Annotated in this window: 15 protein-coding genes; 9 read left to right on the forward strand and 6 right to left on the reverse strand. The window is 70.9% G+C overall.

The window, feature by feature from the left end; translation table 11 throughout:
- The first annotated feature begins 66 nt into the window (after positions 1-66).
- The 7 genes from OG870_RS16985 to OG870_RS17015 all read left to right on the forward strand — a co-directional run bounded on the left by OG870_RS16985 (position 67) and on the right by OG870_RS17015 (position 6,311).
- Positions 67-2,604, forward strand: coding sequence for a S8 family serine peptidase (locus OG870_RS16985; RefSeq protein ID WP_266924351.1), 2,538 nt, complete (start codon positions 67-69; stop codon positions 2,602-2,604).
- Between the two features lie 30 nt (positions 2,605-2,634).
- Positions 2,635-2,817 (forward strand): hypothetical protein, encoded by a 183-nt coding sequence (locus tag OG870_RS16990; RefSeq protein ID WP_266924353.1) that lies wholly within the window; start codon positions 2,635-2,637, stop codon positions 2,815-2,817.
- 61 nt (positions 2,818-2,878) lie between these two features.
- Complete coding sequence (locus OG870_RS16995) at positions 2,879-3,070, forward strand: hypothetical protein (protein WP_266924355.1); 192 nt, start codon at positions 2,879-2,881, stop codon at positions 3,068-3,070.
- Between the two features lie 114 nt (positions 3,071-3,184).
- Positions 3,185-3,397, forward strand: coding sequence for a hypothetical protein (locus OG870_RS17000; protein WP_266924357.1), 213 nt, complete (start codon positions 3,185-3,187; stop codon positions 3,395-3,397).
- A gap of 40 nt (positions 3,398-3,437) precedes the next feature.
- Positions 3,438-3,635: a hypothetical protein gene (locus OG870_RS17005; protein WP_266924359.1), complete on the forward strand. Its 198-nt coding sequence runs from the start codon at positions 3,438-3,440 to the stop codon at positions 3,633-3,635.
- A gap of 68 nt (positions 3,636-3,703) precedes the next feature.
- Complete coding sequence (locus OG870_RS17010; RefSeq protein ID WP_327691061.1) at positions 3,704-4,084, forward strand: hypothetical protein; 381 nt, start codon at positions 3,704-3,706, stop codon at positions 4,082-4,084.
- Between the two features lie 73 nt (positions 4,085-4,157).
- Positions 4,158-6,311, forward strand: coding sequence for a trypsin-like serine peptidase (locus OG870_RS17015; protein WP_327691062.1), 2,154 nt, complete (start codon positions 4,158-4,160; stop codon positions 6,309-6,311).
- 30 nt (positions 6,312-6,341) lie between these two features.
- Here OG870_RS17015 and OG870_RS17020 read toward each other — a convergent pair whose 3' ends face one another.
- From OG870_RS17020 to OG870_RS17030, 3 genes are all read right to left on the reverse strand, one after another.
- Positions 6,342-8,027, reverse strand: a complete 1,686-nt coding sequence (locus OG870_RS17020) for a thiamine pyrophosphate-binding protein (RefSeq protein WP_327691063.1) — start codon at positions 8,025-8,027, stop codon at positions 6,342-6,344.
- Positions 8,024-9,004: an agmatinase gene (gene speB, locus OG870_RS17025; protein ID WP_327691064.1), complete on the reverse strand. Its 981-nt coding sequence runs from the start codon at positions 9,002-9,004 to the stop codon at positions 8,024-8,026. The genes OG870_RS17020 and speB overlap by 4 nt, the downstream gene beginning before the upstream one ends.
- Before the next feature lie 66 nt (positions 9,005-9,070).
- Entirely contained in the window at positions 9,071-10,531 is a 1,461-nt protein-coding gene (locus OG870_RS17030; RefSeq protein WP_266514904.1) for a sodium:solute symporter, read from the reverse strand.
- A gap of 122 nt (positions 10,532-10,653) precedes the next feature.
- Between OG870_RS17030 and OG870_RS17035 the strand changes: the two genes are divergently transcribed.
- Positions 10,654-12,117 carry a PucR family transcriptional regulator gene (locus OG870_RS17035; protein WP_266840274.1) on the forward strand — a complete coding sequence of 488 codons (1,464 nt, stop codon included), beginning with the start codon at positions 10,654-10,656 and terminating at the stop codon, positions 12,115-12,117.
- A 115-nt stretch (positions 12,118-12,232) separates the two neighbouring features.
- Positions 12,233-13,030, forward strand: a complete 798-nt coding sequence (locus tag OG870_RS17040) for a phosphatase (RefSeq protein ID WP_266514909.1) — start codon at positions 12,233-12,235, stop codon at positions 13,028-13,030.
- A gap of 52 nt (positions 13,031-13,082) precedes the next feature.
- On the opposite strand, the gene OG870_RS17045 is transcribed toward OG870_RS17040, so the two are convergent.
- Genes OG870_RS17045 through OG870_RS17055 form a run of 3 tightly spaced genes read right to left on the reverse strand, consistent with a single transcriptional unit; the run spans position 13,083 to position 15,883 of the window.
- Positions 13,083-13,760, reverse strand: coding sequence for a maleylpyruvate isomerase N-terminal domain-containing protein (locus OG870_RS17045; RefSeq protein WP_266840272.1), 678 nt, complete (start codon positions 13,758-13,760; stop codon positions 13,083-13,085).
- 31 nt (positions 13,761-13,791) lie between these two features.
- Positions 13,792-14,679 (reverse strand): acyl-CoA thioesterase, encoded by an 888-nt coding sequence (locus tag OG870_RS17050; RefSeq protein WP_266514915.1) that lies wholly within the window; start codon positions 14,677-14,679, stop codon positions 13,792-13,794.
- Between the two features lie 46 nt (positions 14,680-14,725).
- Positions 14,726-15,883, reverse strand: a complete 1,158-nt coding sequence (locus tag OG870_RS17055) for an acyl-CoA dehydrogenase family protein (RefSeq protein ID WP_266514918.1) — start codon at positions 15,881-15,883, stop codon at positions 14,726-14,728.
- Positions 15,884-15,951: the final 68 nt, after the last annotated feature.

Consider the following 15,951-nt stretch of genomic DNA (forward strand, 5'->3'; position numbering starts at 1 on the left):
AACACGGGCGTGGGAAACCTGATGTGTATCCGAAAAGGCCCTGCGGTCGGGAAATGGGAGGCTCGTATGGACGTCCGCTCGGTACTGCGTGGGCTCCCTGGGAAAGCCGGGCTTCTCGGCGACCGGGCGGTCCGCGTCGCCGTGCTCGACGGGCCGGCCGACTTCACGCATCCCTGTTTCGCGGGAGCGGATCTCACCCGGCTGACAACCCTCGTGACGGACCCCGTCGGTACCGGCCCGATGTCATTGCACGGCACGCATGTCACGAGCCTGCTCTTCGGACAGCCCGGATCTCCGGTGGCGGGACTCGTGCCGCACTGCCGCGGCCTCCTCCTCCCGGTGTTCCGGGACTCCCCGGACGGACGTCTGTCCCGTGTGCCCCAACTCGACCTCGCACGAGCCGTCGAACAGGCCGTGGAGGCAGGAGCGCACGTCATCAACATCAGCGGCGGTGAGCGCACCGCGGACGGCAAGGCGGAGGCCATGCTGGCGCGGGCACTGCGCCTCTGCGCGGACAAGGGTGTCCTCGTGGTGGCGGCGGTCGGCAACGACGGCTGCGACTGTCTGCAGGCTCCCGCCGCCACGCCATCCGTGCTCGCCGTCGGAGCGACCGACAGCGAGGGGGGACCACTGGACATCAACAACTGGGGGGCCGCCTACCGCGCGAACGGGATCCTGGCCCCCGGCCGGGACATCGAGGGCGCTGCCCCCGGCGGCCAACTCGTCGCGCTGACGGGCACCAGCTTCGCCACCCCCGTCGTCACCGGCGTCGCTGCGCTGCTCGTGGCGCAGCAGATCGCCGAGGGGCGCAAACCCGATCCGCTCGCAGCCGGCCGCGCCATCCTCGCCTCCGCGAACCGACCGGTGTGCGGTCCGGACGACGCGCCGCACTGCCGTCGGCTCCTCGGCGGCCGTCTCGACGCCGCGGCGGCCTTCGAACTCATCAGCCGGGGGAGCTCGGTCGCCCGGGCGGTGCGGGGCGACACCGTGAACACCGCAGGCGAGCCTCTGGCACTGCGAACGACGCCCGCCGAACCGAAAGGAAGAGTCATCGCCATGGACACGAACGCCGTACAAGCGCAAGCCGGGGAAACGGCGGAGGGCCTCCCCGCCGCCGCAGCCCCGCCCTCTGACGCCACCGGAACAGCGTCCACCGCATCGAGCCCGGCACCGCCGCTTCCGCCGATGCCTCAGACGGCTCCCTCCATGACTCCGCCACCGGTCGAAGCGTCGAGCGCGGCCCCGCCGGCACCTCCCCTCGGGCCCGACTCCGTGGCACAGACACCGCCGCAGCCCGTGCCGCAGGGCTTCCAACAAGCCGTCCCCCAGGCCGGGGTGCACACCGCCGGGTACGCCGGGCAGCCGATGGGGCAGGCCATGACACAGGCGGTGGCCCAGCCGGCGCCGCAGCCAGTGGTCCAGCAGGTCCCACCGACCCCTGCCCAGACCCTCACACCGGTCGCTGCCGCCCCGGTGGAACAGGGGGTGCGTCCCTCCTGCCCGGACTGTGGCGGCACCTGTGGCGGACGCCCGAGCGGCGGCACCGCGCCGAGCGGCGGGGGACGTCAGCTCGTCTTCGCGGTCGGCACGATCGGCTTCGACTACCAGACCGAGGCGCGCAGGGACAGCTTCCGCCAGCAGATGCCCCCCGTGACCAATCCACCCGGGGGCGGCCGTCCGGAACAGGAGGTCCAGCCGAACATCTACGACCCCCAACAGCTCCACGACTATCTGGCGAAGAACCCCTGGGCGTCCGACAAACTCACCTGGACGCTGAACATGGACGCCACCCCGATCTACGCCCTTGAGGCGGAGACGTCCGTGGGCATGGACTGGACGAAGCCAGTCATCACCGACCGCACGGCATCGTCCGCGGAAGTGCGAGCCGCCGCCGAGAAGGCCGTCCGGGAACGGGGCGACGCCTTGACGGACTTCGTCGAGTCCCTCTCGTATCCGCCTGTCTCGACCGTCCACCGGACCTTCCGGGACGCGATCGTCGGGCAGATCCAGGACTCGAAGAGCGACGTCTACGTCTCGCGGGTCTCCATACCGGGCGTCCTGACCGGCCGCACGGTGCGCCTGTTCTCCGGTCAGGTCGTCCCCGTGGTCGAGGTGAAGAGCCGCGGGCTCTACACCTGGAACGAGAACGTCTTCGTCGAGAACCTGCTGACGGCGCTCGCGGCGAGCAAGGACCCCGCCGGGAACAGCCCCGACCGGGAGAAGCTGAGGAGCATCCTCTACGCCGTCCTGGACAAGATCTACTACCAGCTCCGCAACCTCGGGCAGAGCTCCGCGGACCGTGCGCTCAACTTCGCCGGCACCAACGCCTTCCTCGTCGGGAAGGAGATCCGGGACGCCATAGCCCCCACCGGTCTGATGGACCACCCGGGCAGGGACGCCGGCAACCCCTACGCCCTGGACACCATCCGGGTCTCCAAGAGCCCGTTCTGCCGTCCCGGTTCCGACTGCCAGGACGTCGTCTTCACCTTCTTCGACCCGGAGAACGACCGCAGGGCGAACCTGTCGCTGCTGTTCACCTGCGATGTCAGCGACGAACTCCCCGTGACTCTCGCGCAGGTCCACCACTTCATCGGCGGATCCTGACCGCCCACCCCCACGCATCAGGGAGATGTCATGCCCGAGAAACCGAACAGTCCCCAGCTCACCGCTCCCGTCCAGGCCCCGCCGGTCCACCGCGACCGGGGCACCGAACCGGGCGACCAGGACACGGAACACGGCGCGGAAGCGGCCAAGTCCGCCTGCGCGGACCTGCCCGGGCCCGCCCGCAGCATGTGCCGGGCCCTGCAGAGCGGCTGAGCGGTCAGACGTCCGGCGGCAACCGTTCGCCGGCCCACCGCAGAGGTGAAAGGAGAGAACGATGAAGGACACGGCATTCACCCGCGAGGAGAGGTCCCCGCGGCCCGTGGCACTGCAGACGCCGTTCCAGACGCCTGCGATCGACCGGAACCCCACCGCGGCGCGGGGCACCGACGGAGCCGACGCCGACGGCGTCGAGGCCAACATCAACGTCGGCGACATCCTGGGCACGGTGGCGAAGTTCCTGTTCTGAGGCACCTCACCACGGCACCTCGCGCGTCGGTGGTGGGATAACTCGCCCCGCCACCGACGGGCGGATCCGAAAGGACTCCGAAGAGACCCCAAAAGGACCCGAAAGGACATCGACATGACGGAGAAGATCACGCGTCTTGGGGGCACGCCGGTAGCGGCCACCGCGCTGCGAACGCCCTACCAGACGCCCGCCGTCGACCGGAACCCCGCCGCCTCGCACACCGGCCGCAACGGCGCCGAAGGCGTCGAGGCCGACCTGAGCTGGTCGGACATCCCCTGGCGGAGCCTGGGCCAGGCAGCCAAGGGCGCGCTGGACGCCGTGCTGTAGGGCCGGCGCACAGCCAGGAGCGCGCGGAAAGGACATTGCCATGAACGAACTCACACCGCGGGGCCCGGGTCCCGAACCGGTCACCGCACTGCGGACGCCCTTCCAGACGCCCGCCGTCGACCGGAACCCCGCCGCCCGTCAGGGGTACGGGGGCGACAACAGCGGCGTCGAGGCCGACTTCGGCTTCCTGCCCCTGCTCAGCCTGGCCGGAAAGGCAATCGGCGCACTGGCCGGTTGAGACCGCGTACCGGCGGCGCGGCCGACACCGGCCCGCCGCCGGTGCGGCGGTGCTGAAAGGAGATCAGGATGAACGACACGTCCAGCCAGAAGAAGCCACCCGCCCGACGCGGGACGGCCTCCCGGTCCACCACCCGGGGCGAGACCTCCGCCGGTGGCGACCGGGGCAAGGCCGATGAGCCCACGACCGTGCCAGGCCACCAGCTCGATCTCCCCATCCAGGGAACGGCCGTCGAACGCAGGGGCGGGTTCTACCAGCCGTATCTGCAGAAGTCGGGCGAGTACGACGTCGTCGGCAAGCCAGACGAGAAGGGTGAGTACATGGACGAGCCGCCGCCCGCAGAAGGGTACGGCTCAGACGTAGGAGACCCCGCCCCGTCGGCCGGACGGGACACGCGCGGCTGGAGCTGCCCGCCGGACGGCCCCTGCGAATGGGACGGCCTCGTCTGAGGTACCGCACCCGCCCCGGCCCACTCCCCGTTCCGTACGCGCAGTCCGAGAGCACCGCGAAGAGGTGGGAACCATGGCCACAGTAGATACGCCGGCAGCAGCCGAGACAGCGGGCGGGACGCCGCACGACCTGCGGCAGCGTCACGCTAAGGCCGCCGCGCAGCGCTACCGGGAATCGGCCGGGGTACGGGAGCGTGCCGAAGCGCGGGCGGCGGACGGAGTGCCGTACCCCGACACGGACCAGGCGCTGGCCGCCCGGGCCGAACGCATCCTCACCCGGGCCGGTATACCGCCCGGCGCCGTCGTCGCCGACATTCACGCCGAGCCCCTGGATCTGCCCCAGGTCCACGAACGGATCATCGGTCTCGCGAACGATCTGCAGGCCGTGAGCTTTCTGCCCCGCGGGGTCCGGGCGGCGGCCGCGGTCGCCCGGATCTCCCTCCGCCAGAACGGGCGCGAACTGCCGCTCGGAACGGGCTTCCTGGTGTCGCCCCGGCTGCTGATGACCAATCACCATGTGCTGCCCGACGTCGGCTTCGCCCGGTCCTGCTTCGTCGAATTCAACGCCCAGGTCACCGTGGACAACGTGCCCGCCACGGTCGTCCGTACGGAACTCGCCCCCGACGCGCTCTTCGTCGCACACGAGCCGCTGGACTTCGCCCTGGTGGCTCTCGCCCCGGTCGACGGGAAGGCTCTGCCCGGCGAGGTCTTCGGCTGGAACCGGCTCAGTGCTCAGTCCGGCAAGCTGGTGGTCGGTGAGCTGGTGAACATCGTGGGGCATCCGAGCGGCCGTCTGAAGGAGATCGCCCTCCGCGACAACAAGCTTCTGGCGCGGCTGGACGACTTCCTGCACTACCAGACCGACACGGAACCGGGTAACTCCGGCTCTCCGGTCTTCAACGATCAGTGGGAGGTCGTGGCCCTCCATCACAGCGGGGTACCAGAGACCGATCCGCAAGGGCACGTGCTGCGCAAGGACGGCAACGTCTGGCAGCCGAGCGACGGAGAAGACGCCGTCTCCTGGATCGCCAACGAAGGAGTCCGTATCAGCTCCGTGCTGCGTCGGCTGGCGTCCCTTCAGCCGTCCCCTGCCGAGCGTTCCCTGCTTGCGGACATGGGGCCGGAGTCAGGTCTTGGCAACCAGCTGCCCCACGACGGCATGACACAAGCACCCGAACGCTACCCGGGGACCGGGCTGCGTCCGCCCCCTGTGGAATCCACTGAAGCCACAACGCCCGCCACCAAGCCCACAGCGCCTCCCACAACTCCGGCAGCACCACACGTCCGGACCGGGCTGCGGGGCCGGCCCGGCGCCTTCGGTGGCCACCGCAACATGGTGTTCCTGCACGGCAGGAGCCAGCAGGGCAAGGACCCCGAGGCGCTTCGCCGTGAGTGGACGGCGGGCTTGAACACGGGCCTCACCCGGGCCGGAACGGCGACAGTCGAACCCGCCGACGTCTGGTTCCCGTACTACGGCGACCGGCTGGCCGAGCTCATGGGCAAGGAAGCAGCCGTCTCCGCCGGTACCGCGCTGCTCGGAGCGACCATCCCTTCGGCCGCCGAGGCAGCGGGGCGGTTCGCCGCCGAATCAGCCCAGGATTCGGACGCGTACGGGCAACTGCTCCTCGAGGCAGCGGCCAAGGTGGGCATGCAGGAGGAACCGGGCGCGTCGGACGGGCTGGTGGTGCCCCTGGAGGGACTGGACCAACTCGTGGGGACGTTCCAGCACGCTCTCACATGGCTGGCGGCCACCACAGACGTCGACGAGTGGACCATCGCCACCGTCTTCGGGGACGTGAGCCGCTACCTGAGCGTCCCCGGTGTCCGCGACGCAGTGCTGGACACGGTCCTCGAAACCATGCCGGACCAGGATGAACTGATTCTGGTCACGCACAGTCTCGGCACCGTCGTCGGCGTGGACCTGCTCAGTCGGCTGCCGGCCGGGATCGACCGCGTCCTGCTGGTCACTGTGGGCAGCCCCCTGGGCATGGACGCGGTCAACGGCCGACTCCTGGCCGGCGGACCGCATCCGCCCCCGGGCGTGCATCAGTGGGTGAACGCCTGGTGCCCGACGGACGCGGTCGCCATCGGCTGTCCGCTCAAGGATCCGAGGTGGGGCGGGCCCACTCAGCCGGGCGTCACCAACGCGCAGGGCAAGGCGCACAACATCACCGAGTACCTCGCCCACGCGAACGTCGCCGGGCCCATAGGCCGAGCGCTCGCCTGACGGCACAGCGGGTGCCGGTGACCGACGAGTTCACTCCAGATGCGTCGCCGCGAACATCCGCAGCACCGCCGGGAGTACGACCACGGAGGGCCCCGCCTGCGACAGCGCCTTCGCCAGGTCCGTCTCCAGCGTCCGCGCAGTCGTACGCACCCCCGGGACGCCGAAGGACTCCGCGAGGGCCACGTAGTCCGGGCGTGTCAGTTCCGTCGCGGTGGGCTGACCGAACGCGTCCGTCATGTACTCGCGCAGGATGCCGTAGCCGCCGTCGTCCACGATCAGCCAGGTGACGTTCAGGTCGTACTGGCGGGCCGTCGCCAGCTCGGCGATCGAGTACAGGGCACCGCCGTCGCCGGACACCGCCAGGACCGGGCGGGTCGGGTCCGCCGCCGCCGCTCCCAGCGCCGCCGGGAAGCCGTAGCCGAGGCCGCCGGCGCCCTGGGCGGAGTGCAGGAGGTTGGGACCCTTGGCGTCGAAGGCCGACCAGGCCCAGTAGGCCAGGATGGTCATGTCCCAGAAGGACGGGGAGTCGGCGGGGAGGGCCCGGCGGACGGACGCCAACACGTCCTGTTCCAGGGTGAGTTCCTGAGCGGCGATGCGGTCGGCGACCTTCGCCAGCACCTCGCGCACCCGCTCCGGGGCAGCAGGGTCCGAGCGCTCCTCCACCGTCTCCAGCAGCGCCTGCAGCGCGAGGCGCGCGTCCGCGTGAATGCCCAACGCAGGGTGGTTGGACTCCAGCTTGCCGAGGTCGGCCTCGATCTGGATGACGCGTCCGCTTGGCTTGAACGTGTGGTAATTCGAGGAGAGTTCGCCCAGCCCCGAGCCGACCACCAGGACTACGTCCGCGTCCTGAAGAAACTCCGTGGTGTGCCGGTCCTCGATCCAGGACTGGAGCGAGAGCGGGTGCTTCCAGGGGAAGGCCCCCTTACCACCGGGAGTCGTGACGACCGGCGCCTGCAGCCGCTCCGCCAGCTGCTTCAGCTTCCCTGACGCGTCCGCCCGTACCACTCCCCCGCCGGCGATGATCGCCGGACGCGCGGCCTTCGACAGCAGGTCGGCTGCCACGGCGGTGAGTTCGGGACGCGGAGGCAGCTGCTCGGGAAACGCGTCGCCACCCGTCACCACCGGGATCGACGTCCGGTCCAGCAGCACGTCCTGCGGGAGCTCCACCCAGACCGGGCCGTGCGGAGCGGTCAGCGCGGACTTCCAGGCCTCCGCGATCGCGGACGGGATCTGGGACTGGGCGCGGACGGTGTGGACGGACTTCACCACGCCTCTGAACGAGGCAGCCTGGTCCGGGAGTTCGTGCAGATAGCCGTGCCTGCCACCGCCCAGGCCCGCCGTCGGGATCTGGCTGCTGATCGCCAGTACGGGGGCGGAGGCGGCGCGCGCCTCCTGCAGCGCCGCGAGGGAGGTCAGCGCACCCGGGCCCGTGGAGAGCAGGAGAGGGGCGGCCTCTCCGGTGATCCTGCCGTACGCGTCCGCCGCGAACCCCGCGTTGTTCTCCACCCGCAGGCCGATGTAGCGGAGCGAGGAGCGGCGCAGCGCGTCGAACATGCCGAGCGCGTGCTGGCCGGGCAGCCCGAACACGGTGGTCGCGCCGAGCCCGGCCAGCGTCTCCACGACCAGGTCCCCGCCGTTGCGGCCCGGAGGAGGATTCAGTGCCGCCTCCGTCTGGGCGGCCGTCGGGCGGAGTTCCAGGTCGTGGTCGTGGGTCACTTGCCCTCGTTCTCCTTGCGGGACTCGGCAATCTGGCGGGACATGATCGTGGTCAGTTCGTACGCTGTGTGGGACGCGGCCACCGACGTGATCTCCGCGTGATCGTACGCGGGCGCCACCTCGACGACGTCGGCCGATACGAGGTTGCAGGATGCCAGGCCGCGCAGGATCTCCAGGAGCTCGCGCGAGGTCATGCCGCCGGCCTCGGGCGTGCCCGTGCCGGGCGCGTGCGCCGGGTCCAGGCAGTCGATGTCGATGGAGATGTACAGCGGGCGGTCGCCGATGCGCTGGCGGAGCTGGTCGGCGACCTCGTCGGCGCCCCGGCGGTAGATGTCCGCGGAGGTGACGATGCCGAAGCCCATCTTCTCGTCGTCGGTGAGGTCCTGCTTGCCGTAGAGCGGGCCGCGGGTGCCCACGTGGGACAGCGCCTCCGTGTCGAGGATGCCCTCCTCCACCGCGCGGCGGAACGGCGTGCCGTGGGTGTACTCGGCGCCGAAGTAGGTGTCCCAGGTGTCGAGGTGGGCGTCGAAGTGGAGCAGGGCGACCGGGCCGTGCTTCCTCGCCACCGAGCGGAGCAGCGGGAGGGCGATCGTGTGGTCGCCGCCCAGGGTCATCAGGCGGGCGCCCGTGCCCAGCAGCTCGTCCGCGGCCGCCTCGATGGTGTCGACGGCCTCGTTGATGTTGAACGGGTTCGCCGCGATGTCACCGGCGTCCGCCACCTGCGCCAGCGCGAACGGGGATGCGTCCTGCGCCGGGTTGTAGGGCCGCAGCAGCCGGGACGCCTCGCGGATCGCGTTGCCGCCGAAGCGGGCGCCCGGCCGGTACGAGACGCCGGAGTCGAACGGCACGCCCACGACGGCGACGTCGGCGCGGCCGACCTCGTCGAGGCGGGGCAGCCGGGCGAAGGTCGCGGGTCCGGCGTACCGCGGGATGCGGGAGGAGTCGACGGGGCCGCGGGGCGTCTCGTTGCTGCTCATGGGGTGATGCCTTCTTTCCTACGCTTCATCGCGTATCAAGCGATTTGTAGTACTTAAGTTACGACTCTACTGGGGCGCCGGGACCGGCTCGGAGACGGCTTCGGGGGCCCGCCCGGCAAGACGCTCGCGCCAGGCGGCGAGTACGGCCGCGTCGGTCGCGGGGGTGGCGAGGGAGACGGCCACGTAGGCGACGAGGGACGACAGCAGGCCGTAGTACACGGGCTCGTTGGCGAGGATGCCGTAGCCCGCCATCAGGCCGACGACCGCGAGGCCGCCGACGACGACCGAGGCGAGGGCGCCCTGCGCGGTGCCGCGCTTCCAGAGCAGCCCGCCGAGGATGGGGACGAGGAGTCCGCCGACGAGGAGGTTGTAGGCGACCGTCAGCGCCTCGACGACGTTGTTGAGCGCGATGGCCGTGCCGATCACGCCGAGGCCCATGATCAGGATGAAGACGCGGTTCCCCCTGACCTCGTCGTGCTCCTCCTCCGACCTCCGCACGGCTCCCCGCAGCCGTGACCAGATGTCGTTGTTGGCGACGGTCGCGCAGGCGATCAGCGCGCCGGAGGACGTGGACATCACGGCGGCGAGCGCGGCGGCCAGCACCACTCCCCTGACCCCGACCGGGAGTTCGTCCTTGACGATGGTCGCGAAGGCGTCGTCGGGGCTGCCGAGCTTGGGGTACAGCACCTTGGCCGCCGTACCGATGACGGCGCCGGCGAGGGCGTACACGAGGCAGTAGGTGCCTGCGACCGTGCCGCCCCACTTGGCGGTCCTGTCGCTTCCGGCCGTGAAGACGCGCTGCCAGATGTCCTGCCCGATGAGCATGCCGAAGGTGTAGATCAGCAGGTAGGTGAAGATCGTCTCGCCGCCGATGCCCAGCGGGTCGAAGTACCCGGTGGGCAGCTTGGCCTTCATCTCGCTGAAGCCGCCGGCCTTGACGACGGCGATGGGCAGCAGGAGCAGCAGCACACCGATCGTCTTCACCACGAACTGCACCATGTCGGTGAGGGTGATGGACCACATGCCGCCGAGCGTCGAGTAGGCGACGACGATCGAGCCGCCGAGGATGATCGCGACGGTCCGGTTCATGTCGAAGAGGACGTCGAAGATCGTGGCGTAGGCGATGGTCGAGGTGACCGCGAGCATCAGGGTGTACGCCCACATGACCACGCCGGAGATGAGGCCCGCGCGGCCGCCGTAGCGGAGGTCGAGCATCTCGGAGACGGTGTAGACCTTCAGGCGGGCGATGCGGGCGGAGAAGAAGACGGACAGGGCGAGCAGGCCGAGGCCGATGGTGAAGACCATCCAGGCGCCGGAGAGGCCGTACTGGTAGCCGAGGCCGACCCCGCCGATGGTGGACGCGCCGCCGAGGACGATCGCCGCCATGGTGCCGGAGTACATGGCGGGCCCGAGGCGGCGCCCCGCGACCAGGAACTCGCTCTTCGACTTGGCGCGGCGCATGCCCCACCAGCCCATGGCCAGCATGCCGGCCAGGTAGATGACGATGACGGTGTAGTCGACGGCCACAGGAGCCTCCTTCGCTCGGTCTCGCCGGCGGGTGATGAGCACCGACATTAGGTGGCCGGAAAGCGACTGCGAAGTGTACGTTTCATCCATTCGATCCGTCTTGGATGGAGGGAACGCACACCATGCCGGATCCCGCTGTTCCCCCTACTCCCCCGGTGCCCCTCGCGTCCCTCCTGGCCCGTGAGGACCTGGCCCTGCGGCGGATCGCGGGTCCCTCCGATGCGGACATCGTGATCCACTGGGCGCACACCTCGGAGATGGCCGACCCGTACCCGTATCTGCTGGGCGGGGAACTGCTGCTGACGGCGGGTGTCCACATCCCGGAGGCGGCGGGCTCGGGCACCTACTTCGACGATTACGTGTCGAGGATCGTCGCGGCGGGCGGGGCCGCTCTCGGCTTCGGCCTGGCTCCCGTGCACGACACGGTGCCGCGCGCTCTGGTGGCGGCGTGCGACGCGCATGGGCTGCCCCTGCTGGAGGTGCCGCCGCAGACCACGTTCTCGGGGGTGGCCCGCGCGGTCTGGCAGCTGATGGCCCAGGCCCGCCTCGCGGAACTCCGCCGGGTCACCGACGCCCAGCAGAGCCTCGCCGCGGCGGCGTCCCGCCCGGACCCGGTGCCGTCGGTGCTGCGGCAACTGGCCCAGCGGGTGGGGGGCCGGGCGGTGCTGTACGGGCCGGAAGGAGCGGAGATCGCGTCCGCGGGGCGCACGGCGGGCACCGGGGCCGGGGAGGCGCTCGCCGAGCTCGCGCAGGTCGTCCGCCCGTCGGGTGCGGGGACGCCCACCTCCGCCACCGACAACAAGTCCGGCACCCATCTCGCCGCCTACGCCCTCGGTGCAGGTCAGGGCTTTGTCCTCGGGGTGGCCGCGCCGCGGCGGGATCCCGGTGACCACACCATCGCCTCCGTCGCCGCCGTCCTGCTGTCCCTGCTCACCGGCGAGCACCAGAGCGGCACGGGTGCGGCCCGGTCGTCGGCGCTGGTACGGCTGCTGCTGGGGGCGCCGCCGGCCGACGTGGCCCCGCTCCTGGGGTCCGGCAGGTGGCTCGTGGTGCATGCCCGGCCGGACGCGCAGGCTCCCGACCCGGTCGCCGCCTCCGCGCTGGGCGCGGCCCTCGGGTCGCCGCTGGTCGACCTCGCGCAGGACGTCGTACGCGTCCTCGTGCCGGCCGACCGCGAACCGGCCGCGCAGCCCGGCTGGACGCTGGGCGTCAGCGCCGCCGCGGCCCCCTCGGCGTGGCCGTCCGCCGACACGCAGGCCGCCCGTGCGCTGGCCCGGGCCCGCGCCACCCGTACCGCCCTGGTCCGTCACGGCGAGCACGCGGGCCTCGCCGACCTGGTACCGGCCCGGGAGGCCGAGGCCCACGCCCGGATGCTCCTCGCCCCGGTCGCGGACCCGCCCGCGCTGGCCGAGACGCTGCGCACCTGGCTGTCCCTGCATGGCAGTTGGGACCGTACGGCGGTCGCCCTGTCCGTCCACCGCAACACGGTCCGCCAGCGCATCGCCCGCTGCGCCGCGCTCCTCGACACGGACCTGGACGACCCGGACGTACGCATGGAGCTGTGGTTCGCGCTGCGGCAGGGGTAGTGCGCGGCAGCGGGCGGCAATAGGTACCGCGGCTCATGAGAATGAGTACGTGACCCACGTCCCAGCGCTCGGGACGCCAGGGACTCGTACAGTCGCCTGCCTCACAATGGGATCCATGCCGATACCCGGGACACCCAGCCGCGCCGAGCTCGTCGACCACCTCGTACGGACCCGCATCGCGGGCGACGTCGCGACGCCCCGCGAGAACAACCTCAGCCACTACCGCAAGCTGGCGAACGGCGACCGCCACTACTGGCTCGGCCTGGAGCTCGGCGACCGCTGGAAGGACGAGCAGGACGTGCTCGCGGTGATGGCGGAGCGGGTGGGCGTGAACGACGATCCCGAGTACCGGTACGGCCAGGACACCATCGACCCCGAGCTGACCGTCGACGGCCTGGAGCGGATGGCGGCCCGGCTGCGCAAGGCGGCCGACGGGCAGCAGCGGGTGCTGTTCGCGACCGGCCACCCGGGCGGTCTGCTCGACGTGCACCGCGCCACGGCCGCCGCGCTGCGTGCGGCGGGCTGCGAGATCGTCGTGATCCCGGACGGGCTGCAGACCGAGGAGGGCTACGTCTGGCAGCTCGCGGACGTCGCGGTCCTGGAGCACGGCGCCACCCTGTGGCACACCCACTCCGGTGAGCCGATGCGGGCCATCCTCACGGCACTTGAGCACAGGGAGCGTCCGCTGCCCGACCTGGTGGTGGCCGACCACGGCTGGGCGGGCTACGCGGGCCGGCACGGCGTCGACTCCGTCGGCTACGCGGACTGCAACGACCCGGCGCTCTTCCTGGCGGAGGCGGAGGGCACCGTGCAGGTCGTGGTCCCGCTGGACGACCACGTCGTCAACCCGCGCTACTACGACCCGATGACGGCGTATCTGCTGGCGGAGGCGGGGCTGACCCAGGGGGCCTAGTGCCGCGGCAGGGAACGTCTGCGCGACGGGGCGAACGTTGCCTGTTGCGGTACTAGATCCCGGCGATCGACGTGGGGGCACGCTCGGCGCGGGCGAGCCCCCGTACGACATCCACGACGCCGTGGCGACGGACCGCGAGGCGGGCGAGCAGCTCGACGACCGGTGCGGTCACGTGGTCCGGGAACCGCGGGGTCGGCAGGCCCACGCTGAACGCCAAGTCGTCGGCGTGGACGACGAGTTCCATGAGCCGGGTGAGCAGGAAGTCGTCGAGTTCGAGGGACCAGTCGCCCCAGGAGGGCATGCGGATCGGCCGCTGTGCGGGTGCGGCCGTGAGATCCGGACGCAGCCGGCCGACCGTGTCCCGCACGCGCACGAGGAGCGCCTCGTGGCCCTCCGCGCCGGTGGCCTCACCGCCCTTGCGGATACGGATGTTGACGGCTCCGTCGACACCGGCGTCCAGCCAGGTCACCCGCTCCAGGTAGTACTCCCGCAGGGACACCACCGGCTGTACGGGCACCGGCTCGGCGAGCAGCTCCGGCAGCGCGAGTTCCTGATGTGCGGTGTGCCCCGCGAGGCCGCCGACGCTGAAGTCCCGCAGGGCGCTGGGTTTTTCCCAGGCGGCGGCGACGGCGGGATCCGCGATCAGCTCGGCGACGATCCCGGAGGCGTCCAGGAACGCTTCCCGGATGCGGCCGCCGCGCCAGTTCCACGACTCTTCTGTCACAGTCATGGGCCCATCCCAGCGCGGTGGCAGCGCCGTCTCAACCGAGTTTCCGCCGAGGGGCTCGGACCACGCCTTCCTGGATGACCGAGATGGCCAGTTGCCCGTCCTGCGTGTAGATCCGGGCCTGGCCGAGACCGCGGCCGCCATGTGCCGACGGCGACTCCTGGTCGTACAGGAGCCATTCGTCGGCGCGGAACGGGCGGTGGAACCACATCGCGTGGTCCAGCGAGGCCCCGACGACGTCCCCGACGGCCCAGCCGCCGCGGCCGTGCGCGAGGAGGATCGAGTCGAGCAGGGTCATGTCGGAGACGTAGGTGGCGAGGACGACGTGCAGCAGCGGTTCGTCGACGGCACCCTCGAGCTTGCCGTTGGTGCGGAACCACACCTGGGAGTGCGGCTCGCGCGACTCGCCGAACTTTCCGAACGGCGGTTCGTCGACGTAGCGCAGGTCGATCGACTCGCGCGCCTCCAGGAACTTCTCCACCACCGCCGGGGCGAGGTGGTCGTAGCCGCGCAGCCGCTCCTCGGATGTGGGCAGCGTGGCCGGGTCGGGCGCGGACGGCATCGGCGCCTGGTGCTCGAAGCCCTCCTCGTACCGCTGGAAGGAGGCGGAGAGGGCGAAGATCGGCTGCCCGTGCTGGACCGCGATGACGCGGCGAGCGGTGAAGGAGCGGCCGTCGTTCATGCGCTCGACGGTGTAGACGATGGGCGCGCCAGGGTCGCCCGGGCGCAGGAAGTACGCGTGCAGGGAGTGGGCGTGCCGGTCAGCGGGGACCGTACGCCCGGCGGCGACGAGCGCCTGGGCCGCGACCTGTCCGCCGAAGACGCGTGGGACGACGGCGGACCGGGACTGGCCGCGGAAGATGTTCTCCTCGATCTGCTCCAGGTCGAGCAGATCGAGGAGATCCTGTAGTGCCTGGCTCATGGCAGACAGTTGTACCCGCCAGTAATTTCTTGAGGTTTCGTGGCCCTTACAGGCCCATGTCCTTGGCGATGATCGTCTTCATGATCTCGCTGGTGCCACCGTAGATGCGGTTGACGCGGTTGTCCGCGTACAGGCGGGCGATCGGGTACTCGTTCATGAAGCCGTAGCCGCCGTGCAGCTGGAGGCAGCGGTCGATGACGCGGTGCGCGACCTCGGTGCAGAACAGCTTGGCGCTGGCGGCCTCGGCAGGCGTCAGCTCACCGGCGTCGAGGGCTTCGAGCGCACGGTCGGCGACCGCTTCCGCCGCGTCGACCTCGGCCTGGCAGGCGGCCAGCTCGAACTTGGTGTTCTGGAAGGAGGCGACGGGCTTGCCGAAGACGGTGCGCTCCTGCACGTACTCCTTGGCGAACCGGACGGCGGCCTTGGCCTGCGCATAGGCGCCGAAGGCGATGCCCCAGCGCTCGGAGGCGAGGTTGTGGCCGAGGTAGTAGAAGCCCTTGTTCTCCTCGCCGAGGAGGTCCTCGACGGGCACCTTGACGTCGACGAAGGCGAGTTCGGCGGTGTCGGAGGTCTTCAGGCCGAGCTTGTCGAGCTTGCGGCCGATGGAGTAGCCCTCGGACTTGGTGTCGACGGCGAAGAGGGAGATGCCGTGGCGGCGGTCCTCGGCGGTCGGCGCCGCGGTGCGGGCGCAGACGATCACACGGTCGGCGTGCACGCCGCCGGTGATGAAGGTCTTGGAGCCGTTGAGGACGTAGTGCGTGCCGTCCTCGCTCAGCTTGGCGGTGGTCTTCATGCCCGCGAGGTCGGAGCCGGTGCCCGGCTCGGTCATCGCCAGGGCCCACATCTCCTCGGCGGAGACGAACTTCGGCAGGAAGCGCTTCTTCTGCTCGTCGGTGGCGAGCATCTTGATGTACGGCAGGCCGAGCAGCACGTGCACGCCGGAGCCGCCGAACTGGACGCCCGCGCGGGACGTCTCCTCGTACATCACGGCCTCGAACTTGTACGAGTCGATGCCGGCGCCGCCGAACTCCTCGTCGACGCGGATGCCGAAGACGCCGAGCTCGGCGAGCTTGTAGTAGAAGTCGCGCGGCGCCTGGCCAGCTGCGAACCACTCGTCGTAGACCGGAACGACCTCGGCCTCGATGAAGGCCCGCAGGGTCTCCCGGAACGCCTCGTGGTCCTCGTTGAACACCGTACGGCGCACCGCCGCCACCGCCCTTCTCTGCGCCTGAACCGGCGCCGCTCTCGCGGATGTGGTTGCTCGCCGTCGGG

Origin of the sequence: Streptomyces sp. NBC_00461, assembly GCF_036013935.1 — a bacterium.
Taxonomy (GTDB): Bacteria; Actinomycetota; Actinomycetes; order Streptomycetales; family Streptomycetaceae; genus Streptomyces.

What these genes read in the sequence shown, in the direction of transcription:
- OG870_RS17040 (WP_266514909.1), top strand. Translation starts at nt 12,233, where the DNA reads ATGCCGATACCCGGGACACCCAGCCGCGCCGAGCTCGTCGACCACCTC.
- OG870_RS17015 (WP_327691062.1), top strand. Translation starts at nt 4,158, where the DNA reads ATGGCCACAGTAGATACGCCGGCAGCAGCCGAGACAGCGGGCGGGACG.
- OG870_RS17010 (WP_327691061.1), top strand. Translation starts at nt 3,704, where the DNA reads ATGAACGACACGTCCAGCCAGAAGAAGCCACCCGCCCGACGCGGGACG.
- OG870_RS17045 (WP_266840272.1), bottom strand. Translation starts at nt 13,760, where the DNA reads ATGACTGTGACAGAAGAGTCGTGGAACTGGCGCGGCGGCCGCATCCGG.
- OG870_RS16995 (WP_266924355.1), top strand. Translation starts at nt 2,879, where the DNA reads ATGAAGGACACGGCATTCACCCGCGAGGAGAGGTCCCCGCGGCCCGTG.
- OG870_RS17050 (WP_266514915.1), bottom strand. Translation starts at nt 14,679, where the DNA reads ATGAGCCAGGCACTACAGGATCTCCTCGATCTGCTCGACCTGGAGCAG.
- speB (WP_327691064.1), bottom strand. Translation starts at nt 9,004, where the DNA reads ATGAGCAGCAACGAGACGCCCCGCGGCCCCGTCGACTCCTCCCGCATC.
- OG870_RS16985 (WP_266924351.1), top strand. Translation starts at nt 67, where the DNA reads ATGGACGTCCGCTCGGTACTGCGTGGGCTCCCTGGGAAAGCCGGGCTT.
- OG870_RS17005 (WP_266924359.1), top strand. Translation starts at nt 3,438, where the DNA reads ATGAACGAACTCACACCGCGGGGCCCGGGTCCCGAACCGGTCACCGCA.
- OG870_RS17035 (WP_266840274.1), top strand. Translation starts at nt 10,654, where the DNA reads ATGCCGGATCCCGCTGTTCCCCCTACTCCCCCGGTGCCCCTCGCGTCC.
- OG870_RS17000 (WP_266924357.1), top strand. Translation starts at nt 3,185, where the DNA reads ATGACGGAGAAGATCACGCGTCTTGGGGGCACGCCGGTAGCGGCCACC.
- OG870_RS16990 (WP_266924353.1), top strand. Translation starts at nt 2,635, where the DNA reads ATGCCCGAGAAACCGAACAGTCCCCAGCTCACCGCTCCCGTCCAGGCC.